This is a genomic window from Macrococcus armenti, from assembly GCF_020097135.1.
Lineage (GTDB): Bacteria > Bacillota > Bacilli > Staphylococcales > Staphylococcaceae > Macrococcoides > Macrococcoides armenti.
On the sequence record NZ_CP083608.1, the window covers coordinates 239105 to 264640 of the forward strand.

Sequence of the window (25536 nt, forward strand, 5' to 3'; positions counted from 1 at the left end):
ATATATGAATTCAATTGATGAACTTGAAAAGCAAATAAAAAGTAAATCTAAAGATATTTATACAGATTCATATTCAATGTCAGTGGGTGAAATTGCAAGTATGTATGATGATGGAGAGATAATATTACAACCAGATTATCAAAGATTTTTTAGATGGACAAATTCACAAAAGACTCGTTTCATAGAGTCTCTATTTTTAGGCATTCCGATTCCTCCTATATTCATTTATCAACAAGAGGATGGGGTATGGGCAGTTATAGATGGTTTACAGCGATTGTCTACCATATTGCAATTCATGGGAAAGTTGAGAGATGATCATAATCAAGATCATAATGTTAGTGAATTATCATTAGAAAGTACTCGATTTTTACCAGCATTAAAAGGAAAGACTTTTGATGGTGCATCTGGTATAAGTTCCAAATTAAAATTATTCTTTAAAAGAGCAAAATTAGACTTGAAAATAATTGGCCATAATAATGATCCTGATACTCAATATGAATTGTTTCAAAGATTAAATACAGGAGGTACTAATCTTTCATATCAAGAAGTTCGAAATGCAATTATTTTAATGGAAGATAGAGAAGCGTTTCATAAAATGGAGTTATTGAGTAAAAATGAGGATTTCATTAACACATTACCATTGTCACAAAAGCAATTAGACGAAAAGAATAATTTAGAATTTATTGTCAGATACTTTATATATAGATTTAATATCAAAAAAGAGTTAGATGCAAAAGGAAATGAAGATATTAAGCCTTATCTAACACAAGAGATTATTAATATACTAAGAACTGAAGATATTGATTGGGATTATGAAGAGAAAATTTTTAGTAATGTTTTTAAAGAGATAAATAATGCTTTAGGTGAAAATGCATTTAAAAAATATAATAATGAAAGTAAGAAATTTCAAGGACCTGTAATGCTTAAACAATATGAAGCAATAGTACCTGGTTTGATCAATAGAGTGATCTTTTTAAGAAATGAGGAACAAGATATTCAATTTAACAATCTAAGTGAAAAAATAATACAATTATCTCTCGATGAGAATTTTATTAATAAGAAAGAGCAGCATCGTCCAATAATAAGAATGAAAGAATTGCTATTATATAGCATATCTTATTTTGATGGATATTATTAAGCTTGAGGAAAAGTTGTCAAAGGATTTAAGTTTTAGAAAACAAGAAATTACTATTTTAGATCAAAGAGAAACTGATATATGGGGGGTATTCCCAACTTCGTCTGGAGTTATAAATGAAGAAGTTGAAGAACTAAAAGAAAGGTGTCGATACTTGACAGGTAAAAGGATGAAAGAGCCTTTATTCATAAGGCATACATCAGTAAAACCAAGTAGAGAGACAAATCATCATAAAAGATTAGAGGATGGATGTAAAAAACATTTTGATTCAATAGTACTTAATCCTTATTACAAAAATAGAATAAAAGATAAAACAATATGCATAATTGATGATTATATTACAAATGGCACCTCTTTTGAAACGGTTAGAAATTTATTAATAAGTGCAGGTGCTAATAAAATCATTTTATTAGCATTAGGTCGTTATAGAAAAGGAACATACGGTGTATATCAAAAAGAAGACTATGATATAAAAATGGATGTTACAAGACCAGGATACCAATATGTTTTGAAGGAAAAAAATAATATTACTGGGGCATACAATGAAAGAGCTAGAAATGAAGTAGAAAATATATATAATATTTTATATAATGATTGATACAAGTTAATGATGAAGTAATTTAATGTTAACTAATTATATAAGGCGACATTTAAATTAATAAGTAAATAAAATGAACATAAATATCCTAGACAATATATCATAGATTACCAAAAATATCTTATCATTTTTATAATAAAGTATTACTCAACATTAGAATTTAAATAGCAATACTCAAAATTATTGAATAAACGCTATTAAATTTAATTATTTAGGATAAAGTGTTTTCTGATAGAGATGATTACTATATTTTTTAAAATAGTTTTTGAATTCTTCTGATGTAACGAACGTTCTTATTTTTCATTATATGGAACGAATTATTTTTTGGATGAAAGTACACAACAATTTTTGATTAGATACCACCGGCCAGCAGTTTATTTAGTTACCCTTTAGTTATCCATGAGTGATATTTGATGTAATTCTATGCAATCGAAAAAATTAGAAATCCTTTAATATCAAGGCTTAAGACAGTCTATACAACTGTACGAAACCCTAAAGTTTTTTGAACGTAAGAAACCAGGTCTTAAAGGCGCTCGTCGTTCACCACAGTTCTCAAAACGTTAGGCTACAGCTGTTGCAAGTTTACTTGCTTACAGATGGAGTCCGCAAATTGCGTCAGCAATTTGTGTTCAATTGAAAATACGTTTACAGCACTCTTTGGAATAATCCAAAGAGTGCTTTTTTGTGTTCCATAACAACTTTTAGCATTACTGGAAGGTGTTTTCTTTTATGTTTATATATTTTTAGTGCTAGGATGAAAAATATATAAGTATAAATTCAAAACCCGAGGTGATTCATATGTACAAACTTGCGCGTATTTATGATAAACATATTCCTGATGGTAAGCGCGTACTCGTAGATCGTGTTTGGCCGAGAGGGATAAGTAAAGAGGATGCGAAGCTGGATGAGTGGTTGAAAGATGTTGCACCGAGTACCGAGCTTCGTAAGTGGTTTAATCATGATCCTGATAAGTTTTCGGAGTTTAAGAAGAAGTATAGAGAGGAGCTTCGTAATAACGAAGCGGTTCAAGCGTTAAAGGATATGAAAGGTACGGTTGTGCTGCTTTATGGTGCAAAGGATGAAGTGCATAATCATGCTATTGTTTTAAAGGAATTTCTAGAGGAATAGTAAAATCGGATCACCTAGAAAAAGGGATCCGATTTTTTTCATGTTTATTAATCGGTAACCATACATCATTTCAGATGTTTGTCGTCCCCAAAGTACTGTATCTACCGTGCTTAATACTTTGTTTGCAAACTGTTCGAGTTCTTCGTTGTATGCAACGAATACGATGTCTATTGCACCGTTTGGGCCTTCAGCATAACCATCTAATGAACTATGCAAAAATAGAGTTAGTTGTCTCATATTATTTCCTTATGTGTAAGTTGAATGTATTGTAAGCGATATTTATTATTTTATTAGTATGGATAGGTCCTGAAGTTTTGTCAATTTTTAAGAAAGGTTTAAATGTTGTATAATTTTACTACAAAGAAATAAATTTAAAACTTATAGTATGTGTACAAGGAGCAAAACATGAATGAAATAATAATTAAGAAAAGTAATATTAGGATGTTCTTTTCGTTTTTAACATTAGTTTGTGGTGGTTTAATTTTTACTATATTTTTATTTTATGGTACTGCGGATAGTTACGAGTGGCTTTTAAAATTTATGTGTTTTTCTATGGCAGGGATGTTATATTTCTTTTCTTTGTTCTATATCAAGCAAATCGTATTGAACAAGCCATTACTTATTATTAATGAAGAAGGCTTCTATGATTACTCATCTATCTTTGCGACTGGAAACAGAATTGTACGATGGTCAGATGTTGAAAATATATATCCTTCTGGAGATGCGAGCGGTGCTTTGGTTTATGTAGCTGTTAAGGATGAGTTCTGGGAAAGAGAAAAGTTTTGGATTGCCTCAAGGCTCGGTATTCATATTATGACGAAGTTCTCTAAGGGTTATGATGATGAAGAGTGTTTTAATCTTATGAATGAGGCGTTTAATGAATATAAGAAGAAAAACGGTTTATATGTGAAAAAGCGTAAATAAAAGTAATATTACATGTTGTGAGGTGTATGATGTACGGATATGAAGTTACGATAACAAATAGAATAATGTTGTTGCTCTCTACGTTGTTCACAGTATTTACGATAGGTCTAATTATGTTTTTATATCCGTTATTCCAGTTTATTCATGGATGGTATCAGTTTTTCTTAAATGTGTTTTTATTTCTACTGTTTATCGCAATGATAAAAGTGCAGAAACGTTCTAAAACTGGAAAGGTTGTAATGATGATAAACGAAAAAGGGTTCTTTGATCAATTATCAAGTGATGCAGAACAGGATAAGATAGTCGTATGGAAAAATGTAAAGGATATGACACTGCAAGAACATAACAACGAGAGTATCATTATCGTCCAGTTGCTGGAACCTAAGAAATTGTTTAAGGTAAAGCCTTCATATTTAAAGGGTGACTGTATTCACCTGAAACTACCGAAGCATATCGGAGTTGAACCTAAAGAGTTATTACGTGTGATGCAGCATTATAAAAAGTATTACGAGTTATATATTGAGGATAAAGAGAAAGAAAAAGAAAAGAAGAAGCATAAGAAAAATAAATCCGAAAACTAGAGGTCATTATGAGATATATACGATTATTAATAGCGATGCTGATATTGATGATAGTTATACCATTGAATGTTCATGCATCAACTTTCCCAAAATTGAATAAAGACCATCTTTATGTACAGGACTATGCAAAGATTTTCTCAGAATCAGAGATTAGTCGTTTAAACTTTTTAAGTGAACAACTTGAAGAGAACACCGGCGTCGAAATGGCAGTGTTTACAGTTGACAGTGCAGGTGAATCACGTGATTTATATGCGACCGAAGTGATTAATCATTATGGTATAGGCAAAGAAGATTTAGATAATGGAATCGTCATTCTTCTAAATATGGATAAAGATAAGAAATACAACAATCGAGGGATTGAAGTACGTGTCGGTTATGGACTGGAAGGCTTCTTTAACGATGCGAAAGTAGGTCGTATTATCGATCAAAGTGGTTATGAAACTTTGAAGGAAGGAAACTATAGTAAAGGAACTATAGAAGTATATGATGCATTTTATGAGGAGATCAATAAAATGTTTGCAGATCTTCCTAAAAATGCAACGTATGATGAAGTTAACGATATCAGCAATTATCAATTTGTGATTAAGCAGTTTTATAAAGAAATGTATGCGTATAATTATTTTATTGTGAAACCGATTATTGTAATAGCATACTATGCATCCATCACAACGGTATTAGCATTTTTGTTAAAGCATTATACAAACAACTTTCATGATATATTTGGAGAGAATACGAACGAGCGCAGGTTCCCGATATTGCATTGCATACTAGTAAGCTTTCGGGCAGGACGATATATAAAGCTGAAATATAATAATAAATTTGTGACGCTATTGTACTATGTGCATGGAGCGATTTTCTTGTTGCTGGAGATTTTGTATTTATTTTATTTGGAAAGTACAAATTTACTGAAATTAACGTCGACAGGGATATACAATGAGACACGAAAAGACCCGGCATATATTGATGATGAAACGGATAAGTTAATTCGTATGGAGAAAGTACTGCCTGTGAATACGAGAATATTAGATACATCGGCACCTCAATTTGCAGATGGGTCTCCACTTGGTGGTGGCTCAGGAGGCGGCGGTGGATCAAGCGGTGGTTCAGGTGGCGGCTTCGGGGGCGGCTCATCTGGCGGCGGTGGTGCTGGTCGAAGCTTCTAGAGGATGTTTGAATTACTAAAAAAAGGATATAACATAATATTAATATAAAAGGGAGTCGATCTGATGTTTAACTACTTAAATAATTTGTATGTTGCAAAGCAAATGTATGAATCAGGTAAAGGTAAATTACAAGGTGACGAGAACTTAGTTAAAATGTTTGAAGAGTTTGGTTATTCTAAAGACTTTATGAAAGTAATCGGTGGGGTTGAAACTGCTGGTGCTGCGTTACTTGCATTGTCTGTCTTTAATAAGAAATTCAATCAAGCTGGTGCATTACTAGTAGAAGGTGTAATGCTTGGTGCAATTTATTCTCATTTAAAGGCAGGACACGGATATGAAGCGACTAAGAGCGCACGTAATATATTAGCGCTTAATACGACATCGCTATTAACGAGTTTTAAAGACGATAAAGATAAATAATAGGATGAACCGGTATTCTCAAACTTGAGGATACCGATTTTTTTATGCGATATTACCGTATATAACGTAGTAAATAGAAAAGAATAAATTCATCATAAGTTTTTGCTATTCATTAGCGGAATTTATTCAACTTTTAATCAAATTTTAATTTTTAGTTAAGTATCGTCCAAGAATTGCTCTGTATATTTGTAATTAATAAAACATTACAAATAAGGAGAGAACATATATGAAAATCGTAGTTATTCCATCAGGTTTTAAAGAGAGTTTAAGTGCTGAAGAGGTGGGTTACTCAATCGCGCATGGTATTCAGAAGGTAGATCCGAGTCATGATGTTACTGTAATTCCTATGGTTGATGGCGGAGAAGGTTTCGCTAAAACAATTACTAAATTGAAGTCTGGAGAAATTATTAATCATCGTGTAACGGGACCTATTGGAGAAAAGATTAATTCATTCTATGGCATGTTTTATGAACAAGGTGTAAAAACTGCTGTAATCGAGATGGCAGCAATTGCAGGTCTTAAGAATGTACCGAAACATTTACGAAATCCGTTAAAAACAACGACATACGGTGTTGGAGAGATGATGTTAAAAGCACTTGATGATGGTGCGGAGCGTATTCTTATTGGATGTGGTGATTCAGGTACAAATGACTGTGGTATCGGTATGGCTCAGGCATTGGGTGTGCGTTGCTATGATGAAACAGGTCGTGAAATTTACATAGAAGGGGGCGGAGATATTCATCGTATTCAATCTATAGATTTTTCAGGTTTAAATGATAATATTAAACGCATTCCAATCGATGCAGCTGTTAACTGGAAAAATGTATTATGTGGTGAACGTGGTGTTGCACGTGTATTTGGCCCTCAAAAAGGCGCAACGCCAGAGCAGGTCGAACTATTAGCAAACAATCTAGAATATTTAGCAGAGTTATATCATGAAGTTTCGACTGAAGACTTAAAGTATGGCCAAGGTACGGGGGCTTCTGGTGGTCTTGGTGCTGGCTTAATTGCTGTATGCGGAGCGAAGTTACATCCAAGGTTTGAGATTATTATGAAGTATATTCAAATTTCAGATGCAATACAAAATACGGATCTCGTATTTACAGCAGAAGGATGTCTGGATTATCAGACGCCTCACGGTAAGATTCCATCAGAAGTAGCACGTATTGCAAAACTTTATCATAAACCTGTTATTGCACTGGCAGGTACAATCGGTAAAAATGCAAAGATTAACTATGACACTGGAATAGATGCATTCTCAAGCATTATCCCTCAACCAGCAACATTAGAAGACTCGATTTCGGATGCAAGTAAATGGCTGAAAAATTGTGCAGAAAATGCGATGCGAAAAGTAATGATTGGTATACTAATTGCTAAAGCGATGAAGTCGCATGCGAGTTGATATTTCTAATAGGACGCTTATCATTACGATAAGCTGTCTATTGTTTGCGATTTATATCTTTACATCGACTGATTTTGAATATTTAGGTAAGATCAGCGTCATATTATTTGTCGTATCGCTCGTTATGTTTATTGCAACGCCACTTCCTGCTGCGCTTGTTGCATTGTTATTGTTAACATTAGGTGTATTGATAGGCTTGCCAAAGTCATTGCTATTCGGTTCGTTTGAACAGGATATAATATGGTTGATGATTGGCGCGTTTATCATTAGTGGAATGCTCGAAAAGAGCGGACTGATGAAACGGCTATCTGATTGGGTATTAAATCAAGGTCACACACGAAAAATGAATCGTTTTATTTTTATTGCGTCCCAATTTATTAGTGTGGTTATTCCGTCAACTTCATCTCGTGCAGTAATGTTATTACCGTTATACGAGCAACTCATAAAGAAATTACCACAACATAAAACGTATTACAGTTTGCTCTTTCCAACACTTATATTAATGGGTTCAAATTTGACGTTGTTAGGTGCAGGGAGTCACTTGATTGGAATGGGCTTACTTGAAGCTCAGAACAAGAATACATTATCATATTTTGAGTTTTTATTATTTGGTGCACCGTTTGGAATATTGATTGGTGTAGTTTCAATGTTAGTTATACGCTTGTTTACAAAAGTGAAACATGAGCATATCGTACATGAATATATAGAAAATAAACATTATAGTATAATTGAGAAAAAGTCATTATTTATTATTATTGTAACAATTATCTTATGGATGACAGAATGGCTACACAATATGGATATTTCTGTATTAACATTATTTATTGCACTTATCATAATGCTGCCGTCATTGAATATACTGTCATTTAAAGAAGGTTTGAAGTACATTAACTGGAGCTTGATATTATTTGTTGCTGCAGCGAGTGCGTTAGGTTCTTTACTTGTAACGTACAATGTTGTAGATGATATACAGCAGACATTATTTAAAATGTTAACAAATTTAGAGTGGATGAATGAGTTTTATATGATGATTACGATTATCGTAATCAGTGTACTTTCTCATTTATTAATTACAAGTCATACAACAAGAGCAATCGTATTAGTTCCAGGATTTTTATTATTAGCTGATATATTTCAATTAAATCCGACAGCGACAGTATTTTTAGCACTTATCGGCATGAACTACTGTTTGACGTTTCCTGTAAGCTCTAAGTCTATATTAGTATTTTATGAAGCGGATGCTGGTTTTACATCGAAGCAATTAATGACATTGAGTTTAATATTAACGCCGATTTATATTGCCGCTATGATTATATTTTATTATTGTTACTGGAGCCCGTTAGGATTAACACTTTAAGAGGTGAATTATGGAACATATATTAATAATCGAAGATGATGAAAAGATTTCACGTGTAATCGAACTTGAACTTGAATTTGCAGGATATAAAGTGAGTAAAGCGTACACTGGACGTGAAGGATTAAATATATAAGAATCTAATCAAATTGATTTGATATTACTGGATGTAATGATACCTGAACTTAATGGTCTTGAAGTGTTACGCCGTATACGTATGGCTGATGAACAAACTAAGATTATTATGCTTACAGCACGAGATACGGTAATGGATAAAGTTGGTGGGTTAGATGGTGGCGCTAATGATTATATGACGAAGCCGTTTGAAATTGAAGAGTTGCTTGCACGTATTCGTGTACATCTGAAAAGCGCAGATGTTAAACCGGTTAATGAAGTAGTAACGTTTAAGTCTATCGAAATACACCCTAATGTACGTGAAGTCTATTTAAATGGTAAAAATATAGAGTTAACGCAAAAGGAATACGATTTACTTTATTATTTCATTGATAATAAAAACCAAGTATTAAATCGTGAACAAATTATTGAACATGTTTGGGGATATGATTATGCGGGAGATACTAATATTGTAGATGTATATGTACGATATATAAGAAAGAAATTAGGGACACCGCATGATTATATAAAAAGTGTTCGTGGCATGGGATATTTAATAAAGGAATAATTATATGAAGTTAAGTACTAAAATTCAACTGTATACTACTGTTATGATCGTACTCACATTAATTGTAGTGAATGTTTTCGTATATATTACGTTTAAGAAAAATGCTATTCAAAACGAAGTGCATCAATTAGAAAATAGGGCAATAAATATTATTAAAGAATTAGAAAAGTCCAATCAAACAAAACAGGATAACGAAAAGATTATCGTCAATCATTTACTGTCAGACGGATCTGTTACGATTGTTAATCAAAATAATAAACGCAAACTTCAAATTATGACGAAACAGCATTATCGTAATTTGATTGAAGACTATACGGATAAACAAACAGATAAGTACATTACACGTGGGAATCATCATTTCGTAATGGTTTCTGTACCGGTACTCTGGGAAGATAAAGAGACTGTCAACTTGCAAATATACGAGAATATTGATATGAAACACGAATCATTTGAAAACTTAAAGTGGATATTAATCGGTTCTACAATTATGGTTACGATCATTACTATTATTCTTAATATGATTATTACGCATAGTATATTAAAACCAATTCATCTGCTCATAAATAAAATGTCTAACATTCATAAAACGAAAGGTTATACAAAAATTGAAAGTATAGAAAACACATCAAAAGAATTAGATGATCTGACCGATACATTTAATTTAATGATGAAACGATTAAGTGAACAAGAAGAGAAAGAACAGAGTTTTATTGCAAACGCCTCACATGAATTAAAGACACCTATAACTGTAATTAAAAGCTATAGTGAGATGTTAAAGCGCTTCGGTAAATCAAAGCCAGAGGTATTGGATGAAGGATTAGACGCCATACATGAAGAAGCGATAAGGATGAGTTATTTAGCGAATCAAATGTTACAGATTACGTCATTTCATAAGCAAACGAAACATAATGAACGTGAATCATTTGAACTTATCCAATTGTTACAAAGTACCGCAAAGAAATTATCGATTACTCATGGGCGAGAAATTGATGTTCAATCAAAAATAAAGACTTTACACATAAAATTAAATCAGGAGCAATTTGTGCAACTCATTACAATATTTATCGATAATGCGATTAAGTATAGTGATAAAAGTGTAGTGATTGCGTTGAACCAAAAACATAAAAATGTGATGCTTCAAATTGAAGATAAGGGCATAGGGATACCTGCAGAAAGTCTGGATAAGATATTTAATAGATTTTATCGTGTAGACAAGGCACGTACTAGAAAGACAGGTGGCAGCGGTTTAGGGTTATACATTGCAAAAGAGATTGCACAAGCAAATGATATAGGGATTGATGTATATTCAGAATTAAATTACGGAACAACGGTTAAATTAACGATAAAGGAGCAGTACATTGAAACATTTAGTTAAACCATTTCTATATTTTGTAACGATACTACTGACAATTGTACTTGCTGTTGTAGTTTTTCAGAGTAACCGAGCGTTGCTTAGTGAAGCTGATGCAAAGAAAATAGTTGCCGAACGTTATGCAGGTGACATTAAAGATTTTCATATGACTGCGAATAAACAATACTTTAAAGTGATTGTGGAAGATAAACGAAAGAGATTTCAATTTAAAATAGATAGATATAATGAGAAAATCTCAAATTTGAAAGTGTTGAAGCACTTCGATAACAATAACACACAAGATGAAAAGAAGCGTGAAATAAAGAAAGAAAAGCGTAAAGAGGATACAAATAATAAACAGTTGAAATCAAAAGATGAAACACAAAAAGCAGTTCAAAAGAACGAGAAGCAACAGCAAAGTTCACCAAAAACCAAAACAGAGCATCCATCAATAGAGCAATCCGCAATGCCTAATCAGCAGTCAAGCAATCAGATGCCAGCAGAAAGTCAAGATACATTACAACAACCCACATATTCTCAAGAGGTACCAAATCGTCAGCAGCAGCAATCCAATGTACAAGTACAAGAAAGTCCATATTACTATTATTCAGATGATGATGATGACGATGAATATGACGATATGGATGATGATTAAAACTGAATAATACGGGCGGTCGCTTATCGTTCCAAGAGACAAGCCAATTCAAAATCCATGAACACTAAAATAAATGATGTATACTATTGACCAGACAACTAACCATATGAAGACTTTCTTACGGTATGTAAGACAATGCAGCACATGATGAGATAACCAGTAAGCGATTATTGTAACGATTACAAAGCGTAATAGTCTAGCTGGTATCGAGCATATTAGAAATAAAAATAAATTCAAGTATTGTGGTGCAGCAAATGCAAACATTTTATATGGTATTCCAAAGAGCGGTCCTGATATGAGCCCGATGAATGGATTATCATTCATTGCTTTTGTGACATGCTCTAACATATATGGCTGGACGGATGGTACATGAAATAATATTGATTTCATCACGTCTTGATTGATCAGCGCGGTAATATAAACAAGTGTTCCACCAATTAGAGCACCGATCAGAGTTAAACACAGCATCTTTATGATGATGTGTTTATTTTTTTGTGTTATGGCAACGTAAGTAAGAAAGATATCAGGAATAATAAAAAATACTGTGGCTTCAGCGAATCCCCATAATAATGCAATTAGTCCCATAAGTGCTCCTTATTAAATGTATTATTAATCATATATTATTACGAAATAATTTTGTTAATACAAATCATATGTGTATAATTACTGTAAATATAACATTTTTGATGAGAGGAGTAAGGATGATGGTAAGTATTTATGAATTGAAGCCAAAGTTTCAGCAAGTGATCATGCCAATTGTTGATAAGTTTAGAAGTGCAGGTATTACACCCAATCAAGTAACTGTAAGTGCACTTCTTTTGTCTATTTTAACGGGTGTGGCGATAGCATTATTTCATGATAACACGTGGGTTTATTTGTTGGTTCCGATAGTTATGTTTATAAGAATGGCACTGAATGCGATAGACGGTGTAATGGCTTCCAAATATAACATGAAGTCAAATCTAGGTATGCTATTAAATGAACTCGGTGATGTCATAAGTGACTTAGTATTGTACTTACCATTTATTTTGATTGTCAGAGATGAGGGTATTTCTGTGATATTATTTATCGGATTATCAATTATCAGTGAAATGGCAGGAAGTTTAGTTCAAGTTATAGGATCAAAGCGAAGATATGACGGACCTATGGGTAAGAGTGACCGTGCTTTCTTAATTGGTCTTATTGCATTTTTGATAGTGCTAAAGATAAATGTCATTCCATTTATACATATTATTCTTTATATTGCATCACTGCTTATCGTATTGAATATATATAAACGCATGAAAAATGGGTTGAAAGGAGCAACGTATGAACCTCAATAACCTATCAAACGAAATGATTACTGTATTAATCGGTGTCTTTGTTGTCCTTATTATCTCAACGATTATTAGTCAAATATTACTCAGGAAATATTCGAATAAGGATACTGAAAACATATGGTTACGTGTAAAATCTTGGTGGATGATGTGTATTATATTCTCATTTGCGTTAATGATACATAAAACAGTTTCTTTAATCTTTATGGCTTTTCTTTGCTTTCTGGCATTAAAAGAATATTTTTCACTAATTCCTACAAATAGAAGCCATCGTCTTGTATATTTATGGGCGTATTTAACGATACCTATTCAATTTATATTAATTTATAACGGACTCTATGGCTTTTTTATCGTTTTTATTCCTGTATATATGTTTTTATTTATCCCGATACAAGCGTTGATCGTTGGAGAAACGAAGGGCTTCTTACACTCTATGGCTACGATTCAATGGGGGATCATGTTATTCGTGTTTAGTTTAAGTCATCTGGCATACTTAATTGTTCTGCCAGGAAATGAACAATCAGTTTCAGGCGCAAGCTTAGTATTATTTTTAGTCATACTTACTCAAGCAAATGATGTATTTCAATACATATCAGGTAAATTATTTGGCAAGCGCAAAATAATCCCGAAAGTAAGCCCTAATAAAACATGGGCTGGTTTTATAGGTGGCGTCATACTTACAACATTACTTTCAATGTTACTTGGTTCATTACTTACTCCTTTTACTTTATCAGGCATGATCGCTGCAGGTATGTATATCAGCGTCAGTGGTTTTATTGGTGACGTGAACATTTCAGCGCTTAAACGTGATTTAAATATTAAAGATACCTCTCAAGCGATACCGGGCCATGGTGGTATATTAGATCGTGTGGACTCGCTCACATATACAGCACCATTATTCTTCCATTTCACGAGATTCTTTTATTTTTAGAAAGGAGCTACTTTGATGAGGAATTTATTATTCACGCTTATCGTGAGACCAATCGTCTTTATTGTCTTAGGTTTGAATATAAGACATTATGAACGATTACAAAAATCTGGTCCACTTGTCTTGATAGCAAATCATAATAGTCATCTAGATACTTTAGTACTAATGAGTCTGTTTAAAGGTAAACATTTTCACCATGTAAGACCTGTAGCTGCTGGTGATTACTTTCTTAAGAATAAAGTGTTGAAATGGTTTTCCACAGAAGTGATGAATATTATTCCTATCGAGCGTAAGATGACACGTGACTTTAAAGGGATGTTTCAACCGATAATAAATGAATTACAAAATGGAGGTATAATCATACTATATCCAGAAGGTTCACGTGGAGAACCAGAACAGCTATCTAAGTATAAGTCTGGAATCTATTATTTAATGCGTGAATGCCAGAATGTACCCATTCAACCTGTTTTTATGCACGGATTAGGAAAGGCATTGCCGAAAGATAGCTTCATACTCGTGCCATTTTTTGTAGATATCTTTATTGGGGAAACATTTAAATTTATTGATGACCGCAAAGTATTCATGGATGAAGTGACGAATAGACTTAATACTTTAAGAGATGAAGGTAATTTTAAGGAATGGTAAAATTTCAAAAGGAGAAATACGTATGTTCTTGCCGAAATTATTCAAAGTAGAAGATTTTAATGCACTGATAGATTTTTTAAGTAAGAATCCATTTGCTACGGTTATTTCATCTAAGGATGATGTACCGTATGCAACGCAGGTTCCAGTTATGGTGGATGTCATTGATGAAGAGGTCGTGTTATCATTTCATCTCGCAAGACCAAATCCTCAAAATAAGACACTTGAGCATAATAAGAATGTACTGATTCAGTTCACTGGTGCACATGGTTACGTATCATCTTCATGGTATGAACAAGAAGAAGTTTCTACGTGGAATTATCAAGCAGCACAGTTAACAGGAGAGTGTGTTGTTCTGAATGAAGATGAGCTGATGGAAGACCTAAGGCATCTAACGGATCATTATGAGACAGGTGACAATGCGAGAACGTTTGATACATTGAGTGAGGATGTGCTAAAGCAGGCTAAAGGGATTATTGGATATAAAGTAAAGGTTCGTGAAGCGGGTCTTAAATATAAATTAAGTCAGAATAGAAGTGACAAAGATTATAAAAATATCGTCTTGAATTTACGTGAAAGTGATAATCAGGATGATAACCGTTTAGCTGCTGAGATGGAGAAGTTGAGGGATTAATGTAAATAACGTGATAAAAATTAATAAGATGAATATAAGAACTTGGATACTATATCCAAGTTCTTTTTTATTTCACAAATTATTCATAAATAATGAATTTCACCGTGATTGAAATCACGAATGTATCGTCTGAAACTTTTACAATAATAAGTGAGAACAATTATTATTACTATTTCGAAAGGGGATAATGGTATGGCGAATGTTAAAGAACATAAAGAAAATACTGAAACACTAAAAGGTACGTTCTTTGCGACTGTCGTGTTTGTAGGTGGAAGTATCATTTTCTGGACTGGTTTATTACTCGTTTTATATTTACTACGTTATTAAGAAAGGAGCAACAGCATGAAAGTACATAAATTAGAAGAATTATGGTTGATTATCGGTGTCGTAATTATCGGACTTGCAATCGCAATAACAGGTTATCAGGCATTTGCCAAAGAGATGGCACCACCAAGTCATATCGAAACAATAGATCCGACGAAAGTATCTAAGACACCTCCTTTTAATAAACCTGGGTTAAAGAAAATAGGGGACAATGAATATGAAGCGGTTATGACGTTAGAAGCTTTCAAATTTGAACCGCAAAAATTGGAAGTGCCAAAAGGGGCGAAAGTAACATTTAAGCTTACGTCAAAAGATGTCGTGCATGGTATCAATATCCCAAATACGAATGTAAATACGATGGTGGTCCCTGGTCACATCCAGACCATCACACAGACATTTAAGAAGTCTGAACGATTCATCATGATATGTAATGAATATTGTGGCACTGGACATGACACAATGTCGATGCAAATTGTTGTAAAGGAGTGAGGATATGAATAAGTTACGTGGATCGCATTATCGTTTTTCTTTAGTGAATATGTTTCTAGCATTTGTATTGCTATTTATTGGTGGGTTTATAGGTTTAATACAAGGGTTGAACAGAGCAGGAGTATTAAAGATATTAAATGGATTAAACTATTATGAGCTGTTAACACTGCACGGTATATTATTGATTATCGGTTTTACAACTTTGTTTGTTAATGGGTATTTATACGCCGCAACAGACTATGTATTAGGTGGCTTACAAAAGATATCTAGAACGTTATCGTGGGTTGGTTTGGTGAGTTTTCTTATTGGTGCTTTAATGGTTGTGTTTGAAGTAATTAATCATCGTGCCACTGTGATGTATACGTTTTATGCACCAATGGCAGCGAGTCCCGTATTTTATATAGGTTTAGTATTTGTCGTGCTTTGCATTTGGTTAAGTGCAATCGGAATATTTATATCTTGCTATAAATGGAAGCAGTCACATAAAGGAGAACACTTACCATTATTCGCATTCTTTGCTACAGGTGTATATACGCTTATTACATTAGGAAGTATCGGTGTAACGGTAGAAGTATTGATGATGATTCCATGGTCTATGGGCATTGTAGAACGTATTAATGTACTATTAACCCGCACTTTATTCTGGAGTTTTGGTCACACATTAGTAAACGTATGGTATTTAGTTGCAGTGTCTGCCTGGTATCTCGTCTTACCTAAAGTTATTGGCGGGAAAGTATACAGTGATGCATTAACGAGAATTACAGTTATCTTAATTGTCGTGCTCAATGTTCCTGGTGGGTTCCATCATCAGATTGTTGACCCTGGATTTTCTCCAGGACTTAAATTTATGCATTTAATTATGAGTGTGGCGATAGGATTCCCATCTCTTATGACAGCATTTGCGATGTTTGCAGTTTTAGAGCAAGTCGGACGTCAAAATGGAGGTAAAGGCTTACTAGGCTGGCTTTGGAAATTACCTTGGGGTGATGTAAGATTTCTAACGATTATGTTAGCCATGGTCGGCTTTATATTTGGTGGAGCAGGAGGTATTGCACAAACAAACAATCAGTTGAATCAAGTTGTACATAATTCTTTATGGGTTGTAGGGCATTTCCATGTAACTGTAGGGGTTTCAGTTGTACTGACGTTCTTCGGTTTAGTGTACTGGCTAATCCCATATTTATCAGGAAGAGTTCTAACGCGAAAAATTCATAACTTAGGTATATGGCAAACAGGATTCTGGACGATAGGTATGATCTTTATGTCTTTATCGATGACGTTTGTGGGCTTAATCGGAGCACCCCGTCGAACACAGTTTACAACGTATCATGAGCATGCACACGCACTAGCATGGAATCCGTATTTATTATTTGTAGGTGCGGGCGGCATATTGTTGTTCATCGGTATTGTTTTGATGTGTTATATCGCATTCTATTTAATGTTTAAAGCACCTAAAGGACACACACCATTTATGGTGGCAGAAGTAAACGAAGCGGAAGTAACTACACCTGCATGGACTGAAAAATGGTCGTTATGGTTAGTGGTCGCATTCTTACTGATTTCTATGGGATACGTATATCCAATAGTTGATATCATTCAAAATGCACCTCCAGGATCACCACCGATTAAAACTTGGTAAAGGAGTCATTAATATGAGAACAGAACGTATCCTATCCGCACTATTGATTATTATAGGATTGATATTTCTAGGGATAGCAACAGATGGATATAAAGCTTTTACATTAGAACAAAAGCGAGTAACGACATTAGAGACAACAACTCCGAAGTATCCGAATATTGAAGTCGTCGATAATAAAGGTAGAACTTATCCATTTGATACGTTCAAAGGAAAATATATATTAATGACATTTATCTACACAAATTGCAGTACGGTGTGTCCGATGATGGAACAGAATATGAAATCGGTCTATAAGAATATTGACATGAAACGATATAAAGATGATATAGTGTTTGTTAGCTTATCTTTTGATAGAGAAAGAGATACTGTAGACGTATTGGAGCGCTATGCAGGATACTTTGATGCTGACGGTGAAACTTGGAGAATGGTTACACCTACTAGTGATAAAGACTTAAAGAAAATATTAGACACATATGGCGTTATTGTGATTCCTGATGGAGATAATAACTTTCAGCATAATACATCGTTTTATCTTATTAAACCGGACGGAAAGCTGCACAGTGTAATGAAGTTTCAAGATATTGATAGCACGACAGAAACTGTGCAGCAAGCATTAAAGGATGTGAGATAAGATGAGACAGTTTTATTATGGATTAGCATTATTTATATTCTTAGCGTTGCCACCTATAAGAACATTGTTTGAGTCGATAATGGTCATGCATATGCACATGCAGATGATGTTGCTGTTTATTGCAGGATGGCTAATGGGGAAATTAGTGAACGAGAAACTGATTAAAGCACATCGATATAATACGACGGGGATGCCAGGATTGATTATCTTCATTTTCTTATTTATATACTGGATGCTGCCAAGAGCTATGGACGAAGCGCTTGAGTATCCATCAGTTGAAGCATTTAAGTTTGTCTCAATACCGCTTATCGGCATGTTATTCAGAGATAGTATGGCAAAGTTGAATCATAATAAAAAATTCATCATATACACATGCATTGCCATTACATTCTCGATACTAGCTTATTTCTATATCTTTAGTGAAACAACTTTATGTAACAACTATTTAGAATCTGATCAGCTGGCGGTGGGGTATGGGTTTATATTCATTGCAATAAGTGTTGTATTATTAATGTTTATACAGATAAAAGATAGTAAGTAGCTCACTTACTATCTTTTATTTTATGCAGATTGATTTCGATAAATCCATCTGCATCTTCTTTTAATATGTGCATCTTCTTAAACACAGTAAAGTTACGACTTACTGTTTCGCGTGTTAATCCCAGCATGTTCGCAAGTTCTTGTTTATTAATCTTAAGCAGAATCTTTGTGAAATCATTATTTTCAACTTCTCCGTGCATAAGTGCCAGACGCTTTAACATTAATAATAATTGCTGAGGTGTGGGTTCTAATATTTTCTCCTGCAATCGTTTCTGTAGATCAACGATTAGATTACCTAAATACTTGAACATCTTTATTGAAAGTTCCGGATTCATCTTAACAAGTGTTTCAAACTCGTTTTTACTAATAGATAATATCTTAGCATCCTCAACAACAACCGCATTAGCTGGATAAGGTCCTGTTCTAAAGAAAGCATGATGCGGGAATAGTTCTCCCGGACCGAAGAAATTCACAATTTGTTCTTTACCGTTAACATCAGTGCGATAAATCTTTACAGTGCCTTCTTCAACAAAATAAAAATGCGTCATCTCTGTTTGATCATAAAAGATATGATTGAGTTTCTTATAATGCTGTATTTGAGAGATGGTCGCCACTGCAGCAAGTTCATGTGTATTAAGCATCTTAAAGAAAGGAAAGTGCATCATGTTGTTATTCATATTATCATCCTTTATATCATCGTATGGTGATTATATCATGTAAGATAAATTCTGATAAGATTCGAAAGAAAGGCATAGCTCTTATTCAAAGACATGAGAATAATAATTTTAGTAGCTTTTAACAAATTATCATGTTAAAGTTGTATCTGTATTAGATACAACAACGAATTAGAATTGAGATGAAATAGATGGGTACTAAATTTTCAGTTGCACTGCACATTATGGTAATGATTTCAGAATCAACAGAGGTTCAGAATTCAGACACTATAGCGAATAGCGTAAATACGAATCCAAGTTATATCAGAAAGATTACAGCATTGCTTAAGAAATCAGGTTTAATCGAAAGTACACAAGGTAAGAGCGGAATGTCACTTCTAAAATCAAGTAGAGAGATTGATTTATTAGAAATTTATCAGGCAGTACATCCAAAAGAAGTGAAGCTATTAAATGTTCATACAGACGTAAATCCAGAGTGTCCTGTCGCTCAGAATATTGAATCGGTGCTCAATCCGGTATTTACAGATGCTGAACAGCAATTATTTCAATCATTAAAAGCAAGAACGTTAGAAGATGTTATTAAACAAATGAAGGAGAATCATAATGAAAGCTATTCAAATCAAACAATATAGTAAAGATATTAAGGTAGACACTAATAAAATAATATTGATAATTGATTATAAAAAGAAATTATTTCGTTATATAAAATAATATTAGGAGTGAAATACATGTCAGTAGAAAAATTATTTGAACCACTTGTATTAAGCAATGGTGTAACGATTAAAAATAGATTATATAAAGGTGCGATGAGCGAAGGGATGGGTGACAAAACACATCGTCCTACAGAAGAACTGGTTAATGCTTATAAACATTGGGGTGATGGTGGTATCGGGATGTCACTTACAGGGAATGTAATGGTTGATAGACGTTATCTAGGTGAGCCAGGTAATGTCGTCATTGAAGATGATAGAGATTTAGATATATTAACACGTTGGGCAGAAGCGGGTAAACGTAACGGTAGTCATATTTGGATGCAAGTTAATCATCCAGGTAAACAAAGCCCTAAATCAGTATCTAAGCAACCGATCGCACCAAGTGCTATCCCGATTGGAGGAGATGCTGGTAGTGCGTTTAATCCACCACGTGAAATGACAATCAACGAAATTAAAGAAACGGTTGAACGCTTTGTTACAGCTGCAGTAATAGCGAAGAAAGCAGGATTTACTGGTGTTCAAATTCATGGCGCACACGGGTATTTAGTAAGTCAGTTCTTATCATCAAGAGATAACCGACGTTTTGATGAGTATGGTGGAACTTTAGAGAAACGTATGCAATTCTTAATTGATATTTATACAGGAATGAGAAACGCGCTTGGAGAAGATTTTCCTATCAGCTTGAAGATCAATTCAACAGACTTTAATGATAAAGGTTTCTCTTTAGAAGATTCCATTGCAGTAATCAAGAAGATGGCTGAATTAGGTATTGATCATATTGAAATATCAGGCGGAGATTATGAAAAACCAGAAATGATGGGTGACGGTGAAGTATATTTCTTGGATTATGCGAAAAAAATCAGTGACATTGTAGATGTACCAATCTCAGTTATCGGTGGATTCCGCAAACAAGAAAGCATGATTAATGCGATAACAAATACAAATGTAGCAATGATTGGTATTGCAAGACCACTAGTCTTAAATCCTGAATTACCAAATCAACTTCAAAATGGCACATACGAAGATATGACGCTTCCAAGACTGACAACTAAAGTAAAGGCATTGGATAAACTTTTAGGTGGATTTATCGGAATTGCATATTACGAGCAACAGATTAGAAAACTCGGAAACAATCAAAACCCGGTAGTCCATACAAACGCATGGAGTCCATTATTGGATTTAGCAAAAACGCACGGTGCTAGAGCATTCACAAAAAGAAGACGATAACAATCATCCGGGATGTTCATACATCTCGGATTTTTTACGTACATTACTATCTTAAATAGATGATTTCATTTATTAAGCAAATCAATTTATAGTAAACTTAAGAAAAGGAGTGATATTCATGACTTTGCTAGAACGAATTCAGAACATCGAAATATTAAAAGATGATCCAATTTATGATGAAATTCATGATAACAAAGGAAACAATGAAAAATTATCATTTGAAATCAACAATGGTTATAAAACGAATCCAGAAGTATTAAAAATACTTGGTGAAATGACGAGTCAGACGATTGATGAAAGTGTTGTCGTATCTCTGCCTTTCTATACTGACTACGGAAGACATATTAAATTCGGAAAAGAAATCTTTATCAATAAGAATGTAACATTTGTTGATTTAGGTGGTATTGAGATAGAAGATAACGTATTGATCGGACCATCAGCTAGAATTATTTCAGTGAATCATATTGTAGATCCAGAGAAGCGACGAGGCCTTGTTGTTAATAAAGTTGTTATTAAGAAAAATGCATGGATTGGTGCGAATGTCACTGTATTACCTGGTGTTACGGTTGGAGAGAATTCAATTGTTGCAGCAGATTCAACAGTAACAAAAGACGTCCCACCGAATACTGTTGTGGCCGGCACACCCGCGAAAGTGATTAAGAATATAGACTAGGAGCTGATTTGATGAGTACACTTGTAATTATCACACATCCGGAGATGAATAAATCAATTGTTAATCGTATGTGGAAAGAAGCTATAATTGAAGCGGATATTGATGTCGTTGACCTATATGAATTATATCCAAATTCAAAGCTGGATATTTATGAAGAACAACAAAGATTACTAAAGTACGATAAAGTAATTTTTCAATTCCCGTTCTATTGGTATAGCAGCCCACCATTGTTAAAACAATACCTTGATGAAGTATTCTTGTTTAACTATGCATATGGACCTGAGGGCACAAAACTAAATGGTAAATCATTTGGGTTAGCTGTCACTGTAGGAAGTCCAGAATCGGATTATACTGCAGCAGGGTTCAATAAGCATACTTTAAATGAATTGCTGACACCTTTTGAAGCAACATTCAACTATATTGGAGCGAAATATATTGGATACTTCGCGCAATTCGGTACAGTCAATCATGCTACCGAGAGTGAATTGATAGAAGGCACAAAGCGATATATTGAATTTGTGATGCAGTAATATATGAGATGAGCATAATTAAATAGCATAAAAAAAATAAGTGCTGATAATCGAATCTATCAGCACTTACTCTTTTCGCTTGTCTAGTGATTCAATCCATACTCATAAGAAACACCCAGATTCTCACGTAAAGTTTCACCTTCATATTCTGTGTGAAATAATCCGCGTTCTTGTAAGATAGGAACAACGAGTTCTACAAAGTCTTTAACACCATCATGTGATGAATCAGGGACGATTGAGAATCCATCTGTTGCATCTGCAAGATACCATTCTTCTAAGAAGTCAGCTACCATATCTGGTATTTCTCAAGGATCACTGACGAAGCAATTGAAGGAATTAGAAAGTGATGGATTGGTGCACCGTGAAGTATATGCGGAAGTGCCGCCTCGCGTAGAATATTCGTTAACTGAGATGGGACAAGAGATACTACCGATACTCGTTGATAATTTAATCTCAGCTATGAAAGACAAACCGTTAAAAGCACACTATGATGGCGCTACCGCTTGTCCTGTCGCTACAGAATATGGTCAGGCCTTTATCGCAGAATTCGGATATGATATGAAACCGAAAGAATCAATGCGGATTGATCAAGGGAAGACAAACCCATTACTGTATCAAGTAAAGAAACGCGCAATCCCGTTTATGTATTGGCACGCAATGTTAAAAGGGAAGGCATAAGTGAATAAAAATTAAGCACCGGATTTTTCCGGTGCTTAATTTATGTCTCTTTTTATCGATTTAGGTAAATCGATGAAAGGTTGAATATCTTGTACATACTCAAGAATCCCTTGATACTCATCATGTTCATCGAAAAGCGCTTTATAAGTTACATAAATAAATTCATCACCTTTTTTGAACCACATTGTAACGGATGATTCTTCTTTATTTTTTAGCATTCGCATGATCTTCATTACTTTCTTCAAACTCTTTGGTGGATGACAATTTGCAACATGACGACCGATAGATAACGGCGTTCTAATAAACATCATATTTGCAGATGAAGTTATCTCATTGAAGTATTTAAACAAACCATTTTTATCGACGAATGTAATTTCAACTGGCAAATTATTAAGTATAAGTTCAGCTTCTTTTAGCGTTAAGTAACCGCCACCTATTTTTATATTTTGTGTGTAATCAATGCTTTCATCCCTTTGTTTAAGAGGTAATGATTGTTCGTTCCAGACACGATTGACGTTCACCGCATATCCGAAAGCAGCACTTTCGTTTGCGATACGAACGAAATCTGCTTCATTGAATAACTCCTGGATGAAAGGAATCAGAATATCTTCCTCATATAACATCATCTTGTGCATATCATTAAACAGTAAATCAAAAGATTTCTTAATATGCCTGAACTCAATTTCATGAATTCGTTTAATGCGATTGCGAAATTGATTATAGTGGCTACGAATATCGTCATCGAGCGCCCACATTTTTCTTGGCAATGTGTAAATCTGATGACGTTCTAATAATGGGAATAGAATCTTTTCTTTGCGATTATAATGTGCGTACACTTTGCTCAAAGCTTGAAGTTCATTTTCTATTATTGATGAATCTTTATTTACTTCTAGAGCAGGTAACTTATCTTTTAAGCTGTTTAACTGGATATTAAAGCTATCATTCTCTCGTATTAATATATTTAATGGATGATTGTCATCTAATGAAACGTAGACATGTTGAAGTTCGATTTCTGAATGTATATTGTAATGGTGGATGAGATTATGAATGTCAGAAATATCATATAACCCTTCTGTATAATGGATGTGAATAAGCGTCTGCAAGAAATCAATTGTTGGTATCTCTTTAAGAACTGTATCCTCAATCTGTTGTTTTCTGTCAATAATTTGATTCAACAATATTTTAAGCGTATTAGAAAGTTGAAAATCAACCATGTTGTCACCTCTTTTATAAGTTATATTTAATATACATCTTTTGAAGAGTTTTGTAATGTAAATAATATAAATTCATAAAATTGTAAGTATCTCTATATAAAAATTAGAAAATTCAGTATAATTTTATTGAGAAGTGAGGGGATAATATGATTTTGAATCATTACATACATGGAAATGGTGATGAAACTATATTGTTATTACATAGTGGAGGTGAGACTGCTTTAACTGAAAATGAATTTTTGAGTACGCAGCTTCAACAGAATTATAAAGTGATAAGAATGGACTTAAGAGGTCATGGTAAGTCTGTTAGCAATGATTTAGATAACTATTTTATTGATTGTGCACATGATGTAATAGAAACACTAGACTATTTAAATGAGTCAGATATCCACATTATTGGCGCATCACTTGGTGCAGTAGTTGCACTCGTTATTAATGATATTGCGACACATCGAGTAAAATCATTGGTTCTCACCGGTATAATGACGGTTAAGTATGAAGGCTTTGATCTGAGCTCTAAAGAGGAAGATGAAAGACTTATGGAAATCATTGAATTAGATGAGGTCATTAATTATATGGATGAGATTCATGAAGGGGATTGGAGAAAGGTTATTACTAATGACGTAGGGAAAGATTGGTACCCCTTTGAGTATACAAGTAAATTTCCGCTTATTGATAAGCCTGCACTTTTATGTGTAGGGGAGAATGCACATCATGAATTGAATGGTATTGAGCAACTATATATGAATGATAATGTTCATATAGCGATTGTTCCTTTTGCCGGGCATCTTGCTAATGAGATGCAACCCGAATTATTCAGTAAAATCGTTGAGACTTTTTTAAATGAAATAAAGGAGTGATACTAATGGATTCCATCACAATTTACAATTCATATAGTGATCAGGATATTACCAGGATGGTAGAGGTCTATAAAAGTGTTGGATGGATGAATCACGATTATCACAAGGTAAGTATCATATTAAATAATAGTACTCATATAGCGATAGCTAAACTGGATGATAATATTATTGGATTTGCGCGAGCACTATCTGATGGGGTATTTAACGCTGCTATATATGATGTTGTTGTTTGTCCGGAATATCAAAGAAGAGGCATTGCTAAAATATTACTGAGAAATTTACTTGCACAATTTGAGAATCTGTCTTGTATTCATTTAATTTCAACAACTGGTAATGAAACATTTTATAAAAAAATGGGGTTTAAGAAATTAACAACAGGTATGGCGATATATCACAAAGCGCATTTGGAAAAAGAATATACGGAGGGATAG

Annotated in this window: 32 protein-coding genes and 2 pseudogenes; 29 read left to right on the plus strand and 5 right to left on the minus strand. The window is 33.8% G+C overall.

From position 1 onward, the window contains the following. The first annotated feature begins 4 nt into the window (after nucleotides 1-4). The 4 genes from LAU42_RS01310 to LAU42_RS01325 all read left to right on the plus strand — a co-directional run bounded on the left by LAU42_RS01310 (nucleotide 5) and on the right by LAU42_RS01325 (nucleotide 2861). Nucleotides 5-1138 (plus strand): DUF262 domain-containing protein, encoded by a 1134-nt coding sequence (locus LAU42_RS01310; RefSeq protein ID WP_086037960.1) that lies wholly within the window; start codon nucleotides 5-7, stop codon nucleotides 1136-1138. Continuing rightward, nucleotides 1122-1733 carry a phosphoribosyltransferase gene (locus LAU42_RS01315; RefSeq protein ID WP_224183921.1) on the plus strand — a complete coding sequence of 204 codons (612 nt, stop codon included), beginning with the start codon at nucleotides 1122-1124 and terminating at the stop codon, nucleotides 1731-1733. Before LAU42_RS01310 ends, LAU42_RS01315 begins: the two co-directional genes overlap by 17 nt. Before the next feature lie 474 nt (nucleotides 1734-2207). Then, nucleotides 2208-2297 carry a 30S ribosomal protein S9 gene (gene rpsI, locus LAU42_RS01320; protein WP_111626125.1) on the plus strand — a complete coding sequence of 30 codons (90 nt, stop codon included), beginning with the start codon at nucleotides 2208-2210 and terminating at the stop codon, nucleotides 2295-2297. A gap of 234 nt (nucleotides 2298-2531) precedes the next feature. Beyond that, nucleotides 2532-2861, plus strand: a complete 330-nt coding sequence (locus LAU42_RS01325) for a DUF488 domain-containing protein (protein ID WP_224183922.1) — start codon at nucleotides 2532-2534, stop codon at nucleotides 2859-2861. Here the strand turns inward: LAU42_RS01325 and LAU42_RS01330 are convergent. Then, complete coding sequence (locus tag LAU42_RS01330) at nucleotides 2850-3098, minus strand: dihydrofolate reductase family protein (RefSeq protein WP_224183923.1); 249 nt, start codon at nucleotides 3096-3098, stop codon at nucleotides 2850-2852. The genes LAU42_RS01325 and LAU42_RS01330 overlap by 12 nt on opposite strands. A gap of 168 nt (nucleotides 3099-3266) precedes the next feature. Here LAU42_RS01330 and LAU42_RS01335 point away from each other — a divergent pair, with 168 nt between their 5' ends. The 9 genes and pseudogenes from LAU42_RS01335 to LAU42_RS01375 all read left to right on the plus strand — a co-directional run bounded on the left by LAU42_RS01335 (nucleotide 3267) and on the right by LAU42_RS01375 (nucleotide 11393). Next, complete coding sequence (locus LAU42_RS01335) at nucleotides 3267-3785, plus strand: STM3941 family protein (RefSeq protein WP_224183924.1); 519 nt, start codon at nucleotides 3267-3269, stop codon at nucleotides 3783-3785. 26 nt (nucleotides 3786-3811) lie between these two features. Then, nucleotides 3812-4366 carry a hypothetical protein gene (locus LAU42_RS01340; RefSeq protein ID WP_224183925.1) on the plus strand — a complete coding sequence of 185 codons (555 nt, stop codon included), beginning with the start codon at nucleotides 3812-3814 and terminating at the stop codon, nucleotides 4364-4366. 8 nt (nucleotides 4367-4374) lie between these two features. Further along, on the plus strand, nucleotides 4375-5529 hold the full coding sequence (locus LAU42_RS01345; protein WP_224183926.1) for a TPM domain-containing protein: 1155 nt from the start codon (nucleotides 4375-4377) through the stop codon (nucleotides 5527-5529). Nucleotides 5530-5592: 63 nt separating this feature from the next. Then, the gene (locus LAU42_RS01350; RefSeq protein WP_224183927.1) at nucleotides 5593-5949 is read left to right on the plus strand and encodes a DoxX family protein; all 357 of its coding nucleotides are present in this window, start codon (nucleotides 5593-5595) and stop codon (nucleotides 5947-5949) included. A 226-nt stretch (nucleotides 5950-6175) separates the two neighbouring features. After that, nucleotides 6176-7351 carry a glycerate kinase family protein gene (locus tag LAU42_RS01355; protein ID WP_224183928.1) on the plus strand — a complete coding sequence of 392 codons (1176 nt, stop codon included), beginning with the start codon at nucleotides 6176-6178 and terminating at the stop codon, nucleotides 7349-7351. Continuing rightward, entirely contained in the window at nucleotides 7341-8708 is a 1368-nt protein-coding gene (locus LAU42_RS01360; RefSeq protein WP_224183929.1) for an SLC13 family permease, read from the plus strand. The genes LAU42_RS01355 and LAU42_RS01360 overlap by 11 nt, the downstream gene beginning before the upstream one ends. A gap of 10 nt (nucleotides 8709-8718) precedes the next feature. After that, nucleotides 8719-9387 (plus strand): annotated as a pseudogene (locus tag LAU42_RS01365) (response regulator transcription factor). A 4-nt stretch (nucleotides 9388-9391) separates the two neighbouring features. Continuing rightward, nucleotides 9392-10762, plus strand: a complete 1371-nt coding sequence (locus LAU42_RS01370) for a sensor histidine kinase (RefSeq protein WP_224183930.1) — start codon at nucleotides 9392-9394, stop codon at nucleotides 10760-10762. Next, the gene (locus LAU42_RS01375; protein ID WP_224183931.1) at nucleotides 10746-11393 is read left to right on the plus strand and encodes a hypothetical protein; all 648 of its coding nucleotides are present in this window, start codon (nucleotides 10746-10748) and stop codon (nucleotides 11391-11393) included. Before LAU42_RS01370 ends, LAU42_RS01375 begins: the two co-directional genes overlap by 17 nt. 48 nt (nucleotides 11394-11441) lie before the next feature. Here the strand turns inward: LAU42_RS01375 and LAU42_RS01380 are convergent, their stop codons facing one another. Continuing rightward, a complete protein-coding gene (locus LAU42_RS01380) occupies nucleotides 11442-11861 on the minus strand; it encodes a hypothetical protein (protein WP_224183932.1) in 420 nt (139 codons plus the stop codon). A gap of 233 nt (nucleotides 11862-12094) precedes the next feature. On the opposite strand from LAU42_RS01380, the gene LAU42_RS01385 reads away from it, so the two are divergent. The 9 genes from LAU42_RS01385 (at nucleotide 12095) to LAU42_RS01425 (ending at nucleotide 18537) form a co-directional block, all read left to right on the plus strand. Continuing rightward, nucleotides 12095-12715: a CDP-alcohol phosphatidyltransferase family protein gene (locus tag LAU42_RS01385; RefSeq protein ID WP_224183933.1), complete on the plus strand. Its 621-nt coding sequence runs from the start codon at nucleotides 12095-12097 to the stop codon at nucleotides 12713-12715. Next, complete coding sequence (locus LAU42_RS01390; protein ID WP_224183934.1) at nucleotides 12702-13640, plus strand: phosphatidate cytidylyltransferase; 939 nt, start codon at nucleotides 12702-12704, stop codon at nucleotides 13638-13640. The genes LAU42_RS01385 and LAU42_RS01390 overlap by 14 nt, the downstream gene beginning before the upstream one ends. 15 nt (nucleotides 13641-13655) lie before the next feature. Continuing rightward, on the plus strand, nucleotides 13656-14282 hold the full coding sequence (locus LAU42_RS01395; RefSeq protein WP_224183935.1) for a lysophospholipid acyltransferase family protein: 627 nt from the start codon (nucleotides 13656-13658) through the stop codon (nucleotides 14280-14282). 22 nt (nucleotides 14283-14304) lie between these two features. Next, on the plus strand, nucleotides 14305-14913 hold the full coding sequence (locus LAU42_RS01400) for an FMN-binding negative transcriptional regulator (RefSeq protein WP_224183936.1): 609 nt from the start codon (nucleotides 14305-14307) through the stop codon (nucleotides 14911-14913). A 150-nt stretch (nucleotides 14914-15063) separates the two neighbouring features. Further along, the gene (locus tag LAU42_RS01405) at nucleotides 15064-15240 is read left to right on the plus strand and encodes a hypothetical protein (protein ID WP_224183937.1); all 177 of its coding nucleotides are present in this window, start codon (nucleotides 15064-15066) and stop codon (nucleotides 15238-15240) included. 15 nt (nucleotides 15241-15255) lie between these two features. Then, nucleotides 15256-15726, plus strand: coding sequence for a cytochrome c oxidase subunit II (locus tag LAU42_RS01410; protein ID WP_224183938.1), 471 nt, complete (start codon nucleotides 15256-15258; stop codon nucleotides 15724-15726). 4 nt (nucleotides 15727-15730) lie between these two features. Next, the gene (locus tag LAU42_RS01415) at nucleotides 15731-17365 is read left to right on the plus strand and encodes a cbb3-type cytochrome c oxidase subunit I (protein ID WP_224183939.1); all 1635 of its coding nucleotides are present in this window, start codon (nucleotides 15731-15733) and stop codon (nucleotides 17363-17365) included. Nucleotides 17366-17378: 13 nt separating this feature from the next. Next, a complete protein-coding gene (locus tag LAU42_RS01420; RefSeq protein ID WP_157820849.1) occupies nucleotides 17379-17996 on the plus strand; it encodes an SCO family protein in 618 nt (205 codons plus the stop codon). Nucleotide 17997: 1 nt separating this feature from the next. Next, nucleotides 17998-18537, plus strand: coding sequence for a hypothetical protein (locus tag LAU42_RS01425; protein WP_224183940.1), 540 nt, complete (start codon nucleotides 17998-18000; stop codon nucleotides 18535-18537). Nucleotide 18538: 1 nt separating this feature from the next. On the opposite strand, the gene LAU42_RS01430 is transcribed toward LAU42_RS01425, so the two are convergent. Next, nucleotides 18539-19213 carry a Crp/Fnr family transcriptional regulator gene (locus tag LAU42_RS01430; RefSeq protein ID WP_101153243.1) on the minus strand — a complete coding sequence of 225 codons (675 nt, stop codon included), beginning with the start codon at nucleotides 19211-19213 and terminating at the stop codon, nucleotides 18539-18541. A 188-nt stretch (nucleotides 19214-19401) separates the two neighbouring features. Between LAU42_RS01430 and LAU42_RS01435 the strand changes: the two genes are divergently transcribed. From LAU42_RS01435 to LAU42_RS01450, 4 genes are all read left to right on the plus strand, one after another. Continuing rightward, the gene (locus LAU42_RS01435) at nucleotides 19402-19842 is read left to right on the plus strand and encodes an Rrf2 family transcriptional regulator (protein WP_224183941.1); all 441 of its coding nucleotides are present in this window, start codon (nucleotides 19402-19404) and stop codon (nucleotides 19840-19842) included. Between the two features lie 96 nt (nucleotides 19843-19938). Beyond that, on the plus strand, nucleotides 19939-21150 hold the full coding sequence (locus LAU42_RS01440) for an NADH:flavin oxidoreductase/NADH oxidase family protein (protein WP_224183942.1): 1212 nt from the start codon (nucleotides 19939-19941) through the stop codon (nucleotides 21148-21150). A gap of 109 nt (nucleotides 21151-21259) precedes the next feature. Continuing rightward, nucleotides 21260-21823: a DapH/DapD/GlmU-related protein gene (locus tag LAU42_RS01445; protein WP_224183943.1), complete on the plus strand. Its 564-nt coding sequence runs from the start codon at nucleotides 21260-21262 to the stop codon at nucleotides 21821-21823. Nucleotides 21824-21834: 11 nt separating this feature from the next. After that, the gene (locus tag LAU42_RS01450; RefSeq protein ID WP_224183944.1) at nucleotides 21835-22353 is read left to right on the plus strand and encodes an NAD(P)H-dependent oxidoreductase; all 519 of its coding nucleotides are present in this window, start codon (nucleotides 21835-21837) and stop codon (nucleotides 22351-22353) included. An 83-nt stretch (nucleotides 22354-22436) separates the two neighbouring features. Here LAU42_RS01450 and LAU42_RS01455 read toward each other — a convergent pair whose 3' ends face one another. Beyond that, nucleotides 22437-22646 carry a hypothetical protein gene (locus tag LAU42_RS01455; RefSeq protein ID WP_338147633.1) on the minus strand — a complete coding sequence of 70 codons (210 nt, stop codon included), beginning with the start codon at nucleotides 22644-22646 and terminating at the stop codon, nucleotides 22437-22439. Here LAU42_RS01455 and LAU42_RS01460 point away from each other — a divergent pair. Continuing rightward, nucleotides 22645-22791 (plus strand): annotated as a pseudogene (locus LAU42_RS01460) (winged helix-turn-helix transcriptional regulator); the annotation flags it as partial. The gene LAU42_RS01455 and the pseudogene LAU42_RS01460 sit on opposite strands and share 2 nt — an antisense overlap. Before the next feature lie 275 nt (nucleotides 22792-23066). Here the strand turns inward: LAU42_RS01460 and LAU42_RS01465 are convergent. Beyond that, nucleotides 23067-24245, minus strand: coding sequence for a PAS domain-containing protein (locus LAU42_RS01465; protein WP_224183945.1), 1179 nt, complete (start codon nucleotides 24243-24245; stop codon nucleotides 23067-23069). Between the two features lie 152 nt (nucleotides 24246-24397). Between LAU42_RS01465 and LAU42_RS01470 the strand changes: the two genes are divergently transcribed. Further along, the gene (locus LAU42_RS01470) at nucleotides 24398-25105 is read left to right on the plus strand and encodes an alpha/beta fold hydrolase (protein ID WP_224183946.1); all 708 of its coding nucleotides are present in this window, start codon (nucleotides 24398-24400) and stop codon (nucleotides 25103-25105) included. Between the two features lie 5 nt (nucleotides 25106-25110). Further along, nucleotides 25111-25536 (plus strand): GNAT family N-acetyltransferase, encoded by a 426-nt coding sequence (locus LAU42_RS01475; RefSeq protein WP_224183947.1) that lies wholly within the window; start codon nucleotides 25111-25113, stop codon nucleotides 25534-25536.

Excerpts from the sequence above, each read along its gene's own strand:
- LAU42_RS01440 (WP_224183942.1), top strand. The coding sequence starts at position 19,939 with ATGTCAGTAGAAAAATTATTTGAACCACTTGTATTAAGCAATGGTGTA.
- LAU42_RS01330 (WP_224183923.1), bottom strand. The coding sequence starts at position 3,098 with ATGAGACAACTAACTCTATTTTTGCATAGTTCATTAGATGGTTATGCT.
- LAU42_RS01335 (WP_224183924.1), top strand. The coding sequence starts at position 3,267 with ATGAATGAAATAATAATTAAGAAAAGTAATATTAGGATGTTCTTTTCG.
- LAU42_RS01370 (WP_224183930.1), top strand. The coding sequence starts at position 9,392 with ATGAAGTTAAGTACTAAAATTCAACTGTATACTACTGTTATGATCGTA.
- LAU42_RS01345 (WP_224183926.1), top strand. The coding sequence starts at position 4,375 with ATGAGATATATACGATTATTAATAGCGATGCTGATATTGATGATAGTT.
- LAU42_RS01475 (WP_224183947.1), top strand. The coding sequence starts at position 25,111 with ATGGATTCCATCACAATTTACAATTCATATAGTGATCAGGATATTACC.
- LAU42_RS01340 (WP_224183925.1), top strand. The coding sequence starts at position 3,812 with ATGATGTACGGATATGAAGTTACGATAACAAATAGAATAATGTTGTTG.
- LAU42_RS01380 (WP_224183932.1), bottom strand. The coding sequence starts at position 11,861 with ATGCTGTGTTTAACTCTGATCGGTGCTCTAATTGGTGGAACACTTGTT.
- LAU42_RS01390 (WP_224183934.1), top strand. The coding sequence starts at position 12,702 with ATGAACCTCAATAACCTATCAAACGAAATGATTACTGTATTAATCGGT.
- LAU42_RS01355 (WP_224183928.1), top strand. The coding sequence starts at position 6,176 with ATGAAAATCGTAGTTATTCCATCAGGTTTTAAAGAGAGTTTAAGTGCT.
- LAU42_RS01450 (WP_224183944.1), top strand. The coding sequence starts at position 21,835 with ATGAGTACACTTGTAATTATCACACATCCGGAGATGAATAAATCAATT.
- LAU42_RS01425 (WP_224183940.1), top strand. The coding sequence starts at position 17,998 with ATGAGACAGTTTTATTATGGATTAGCATTATTTATATTCTTAGCGTTG.
- LAU42_RS01350 (WP_224183927.1), top strand. The coding sequence starts at position 5,593 with ATGTTTAACTACTTAAATAATTTGTATGTTGCAAAGCAAATGTATGAA.
- LAU42_RS01385 (WP_224183933.1), top strand. The coding sequence starts at position 12,095 with ATGATGGTAAGTATTTATGAATTGAAGCCAAAGTTTCAGCAAGTGATC.
- LAU42_RS01395 (WP_224183935.1), top strand. The coding sequence starts at position 13,656 with ATGAGGAATTTATTATTCACGCTTATCGTGAGACCAATCGTCTTTATT.
- LAU42_RS01415 (WP_224183939.1), top strand. The coding sequence starts at position 15,731 with ATGAATAAGTTACGTGGATCGCATTATCGTTTTTCTTTAGTGAATATG.
- LAU42_RS01420 (WP_157820849.1), top strand. The coding sequence starts at position 17,379 with ATGAGAACAGAACGTATCCTATCCGCACTATTGATTATTATAGGATTG.
- LAU42_RS01360 (WP_224183929.1), top strand. The coding sequence starts at position 7,341 with ATGCGAGTTGATATTTCTAATAGGACGCTTATCATTACGATAAGCTGT.
- LAU42_RS01325 (WP_224183922.1), top strand. The coding sequence starts at position 2,532 with ATGTACAAACTTGCGCGTATTTATGATAAACATATTCCTGATGGTAAG.
- LAU42_RS01400 (WP_224183936.1), top strand. The coding sequence starts at position 14,305 with ATGTTCTTGCCGAAATTATTCAAAGTAGAAGATTTTAATGCACTGATA.
- LAU42_RS01435 (WP_224183941.1), top strand. The coding sequence starts at position 19,402 with ATGGGTACTAAATTTTCAGTTGCACTGCACATTATGGTAATGATTTCA.
- LAU42_RS01310 (WP_086037960.1), top strand. The coding sequence starts at position 5 with ATGAATTCAATTGATGAACTTGAAAAGCAAATAAAAAGTAAATCTAAA.
- LAU42_RS01410 (WP_224183938.1), top strand. The coding sequence starts at position 15,256 with ATGAAAGTACATAAATTAGAAGAATTATGGTTGATTATCGGTGTCGTA.
- LAU42_RS01430 (WP_101153243.1), bottom strand. The coding sequence starts at position 19,213 with ATGAATAACAACATGATGCACTTTCCTTTCTTTAAGATGCTTAATACA.
- LAU42_RS01465 (WP_224183945.1), bottom strand. The coding sequence starts at position 24,245 with ATGGTTGATTTTCAACTTTCTAATACGCTTAAAATATTGTTGAATCAA.
- LAU42_RS01455 (WP_338147633.1), bottom strand. The coding sequence starts at position 22,646 with ATGGTAGCTGACTTCTTAGAAGAATGGTATCTTGCAGATGCAACAGAT.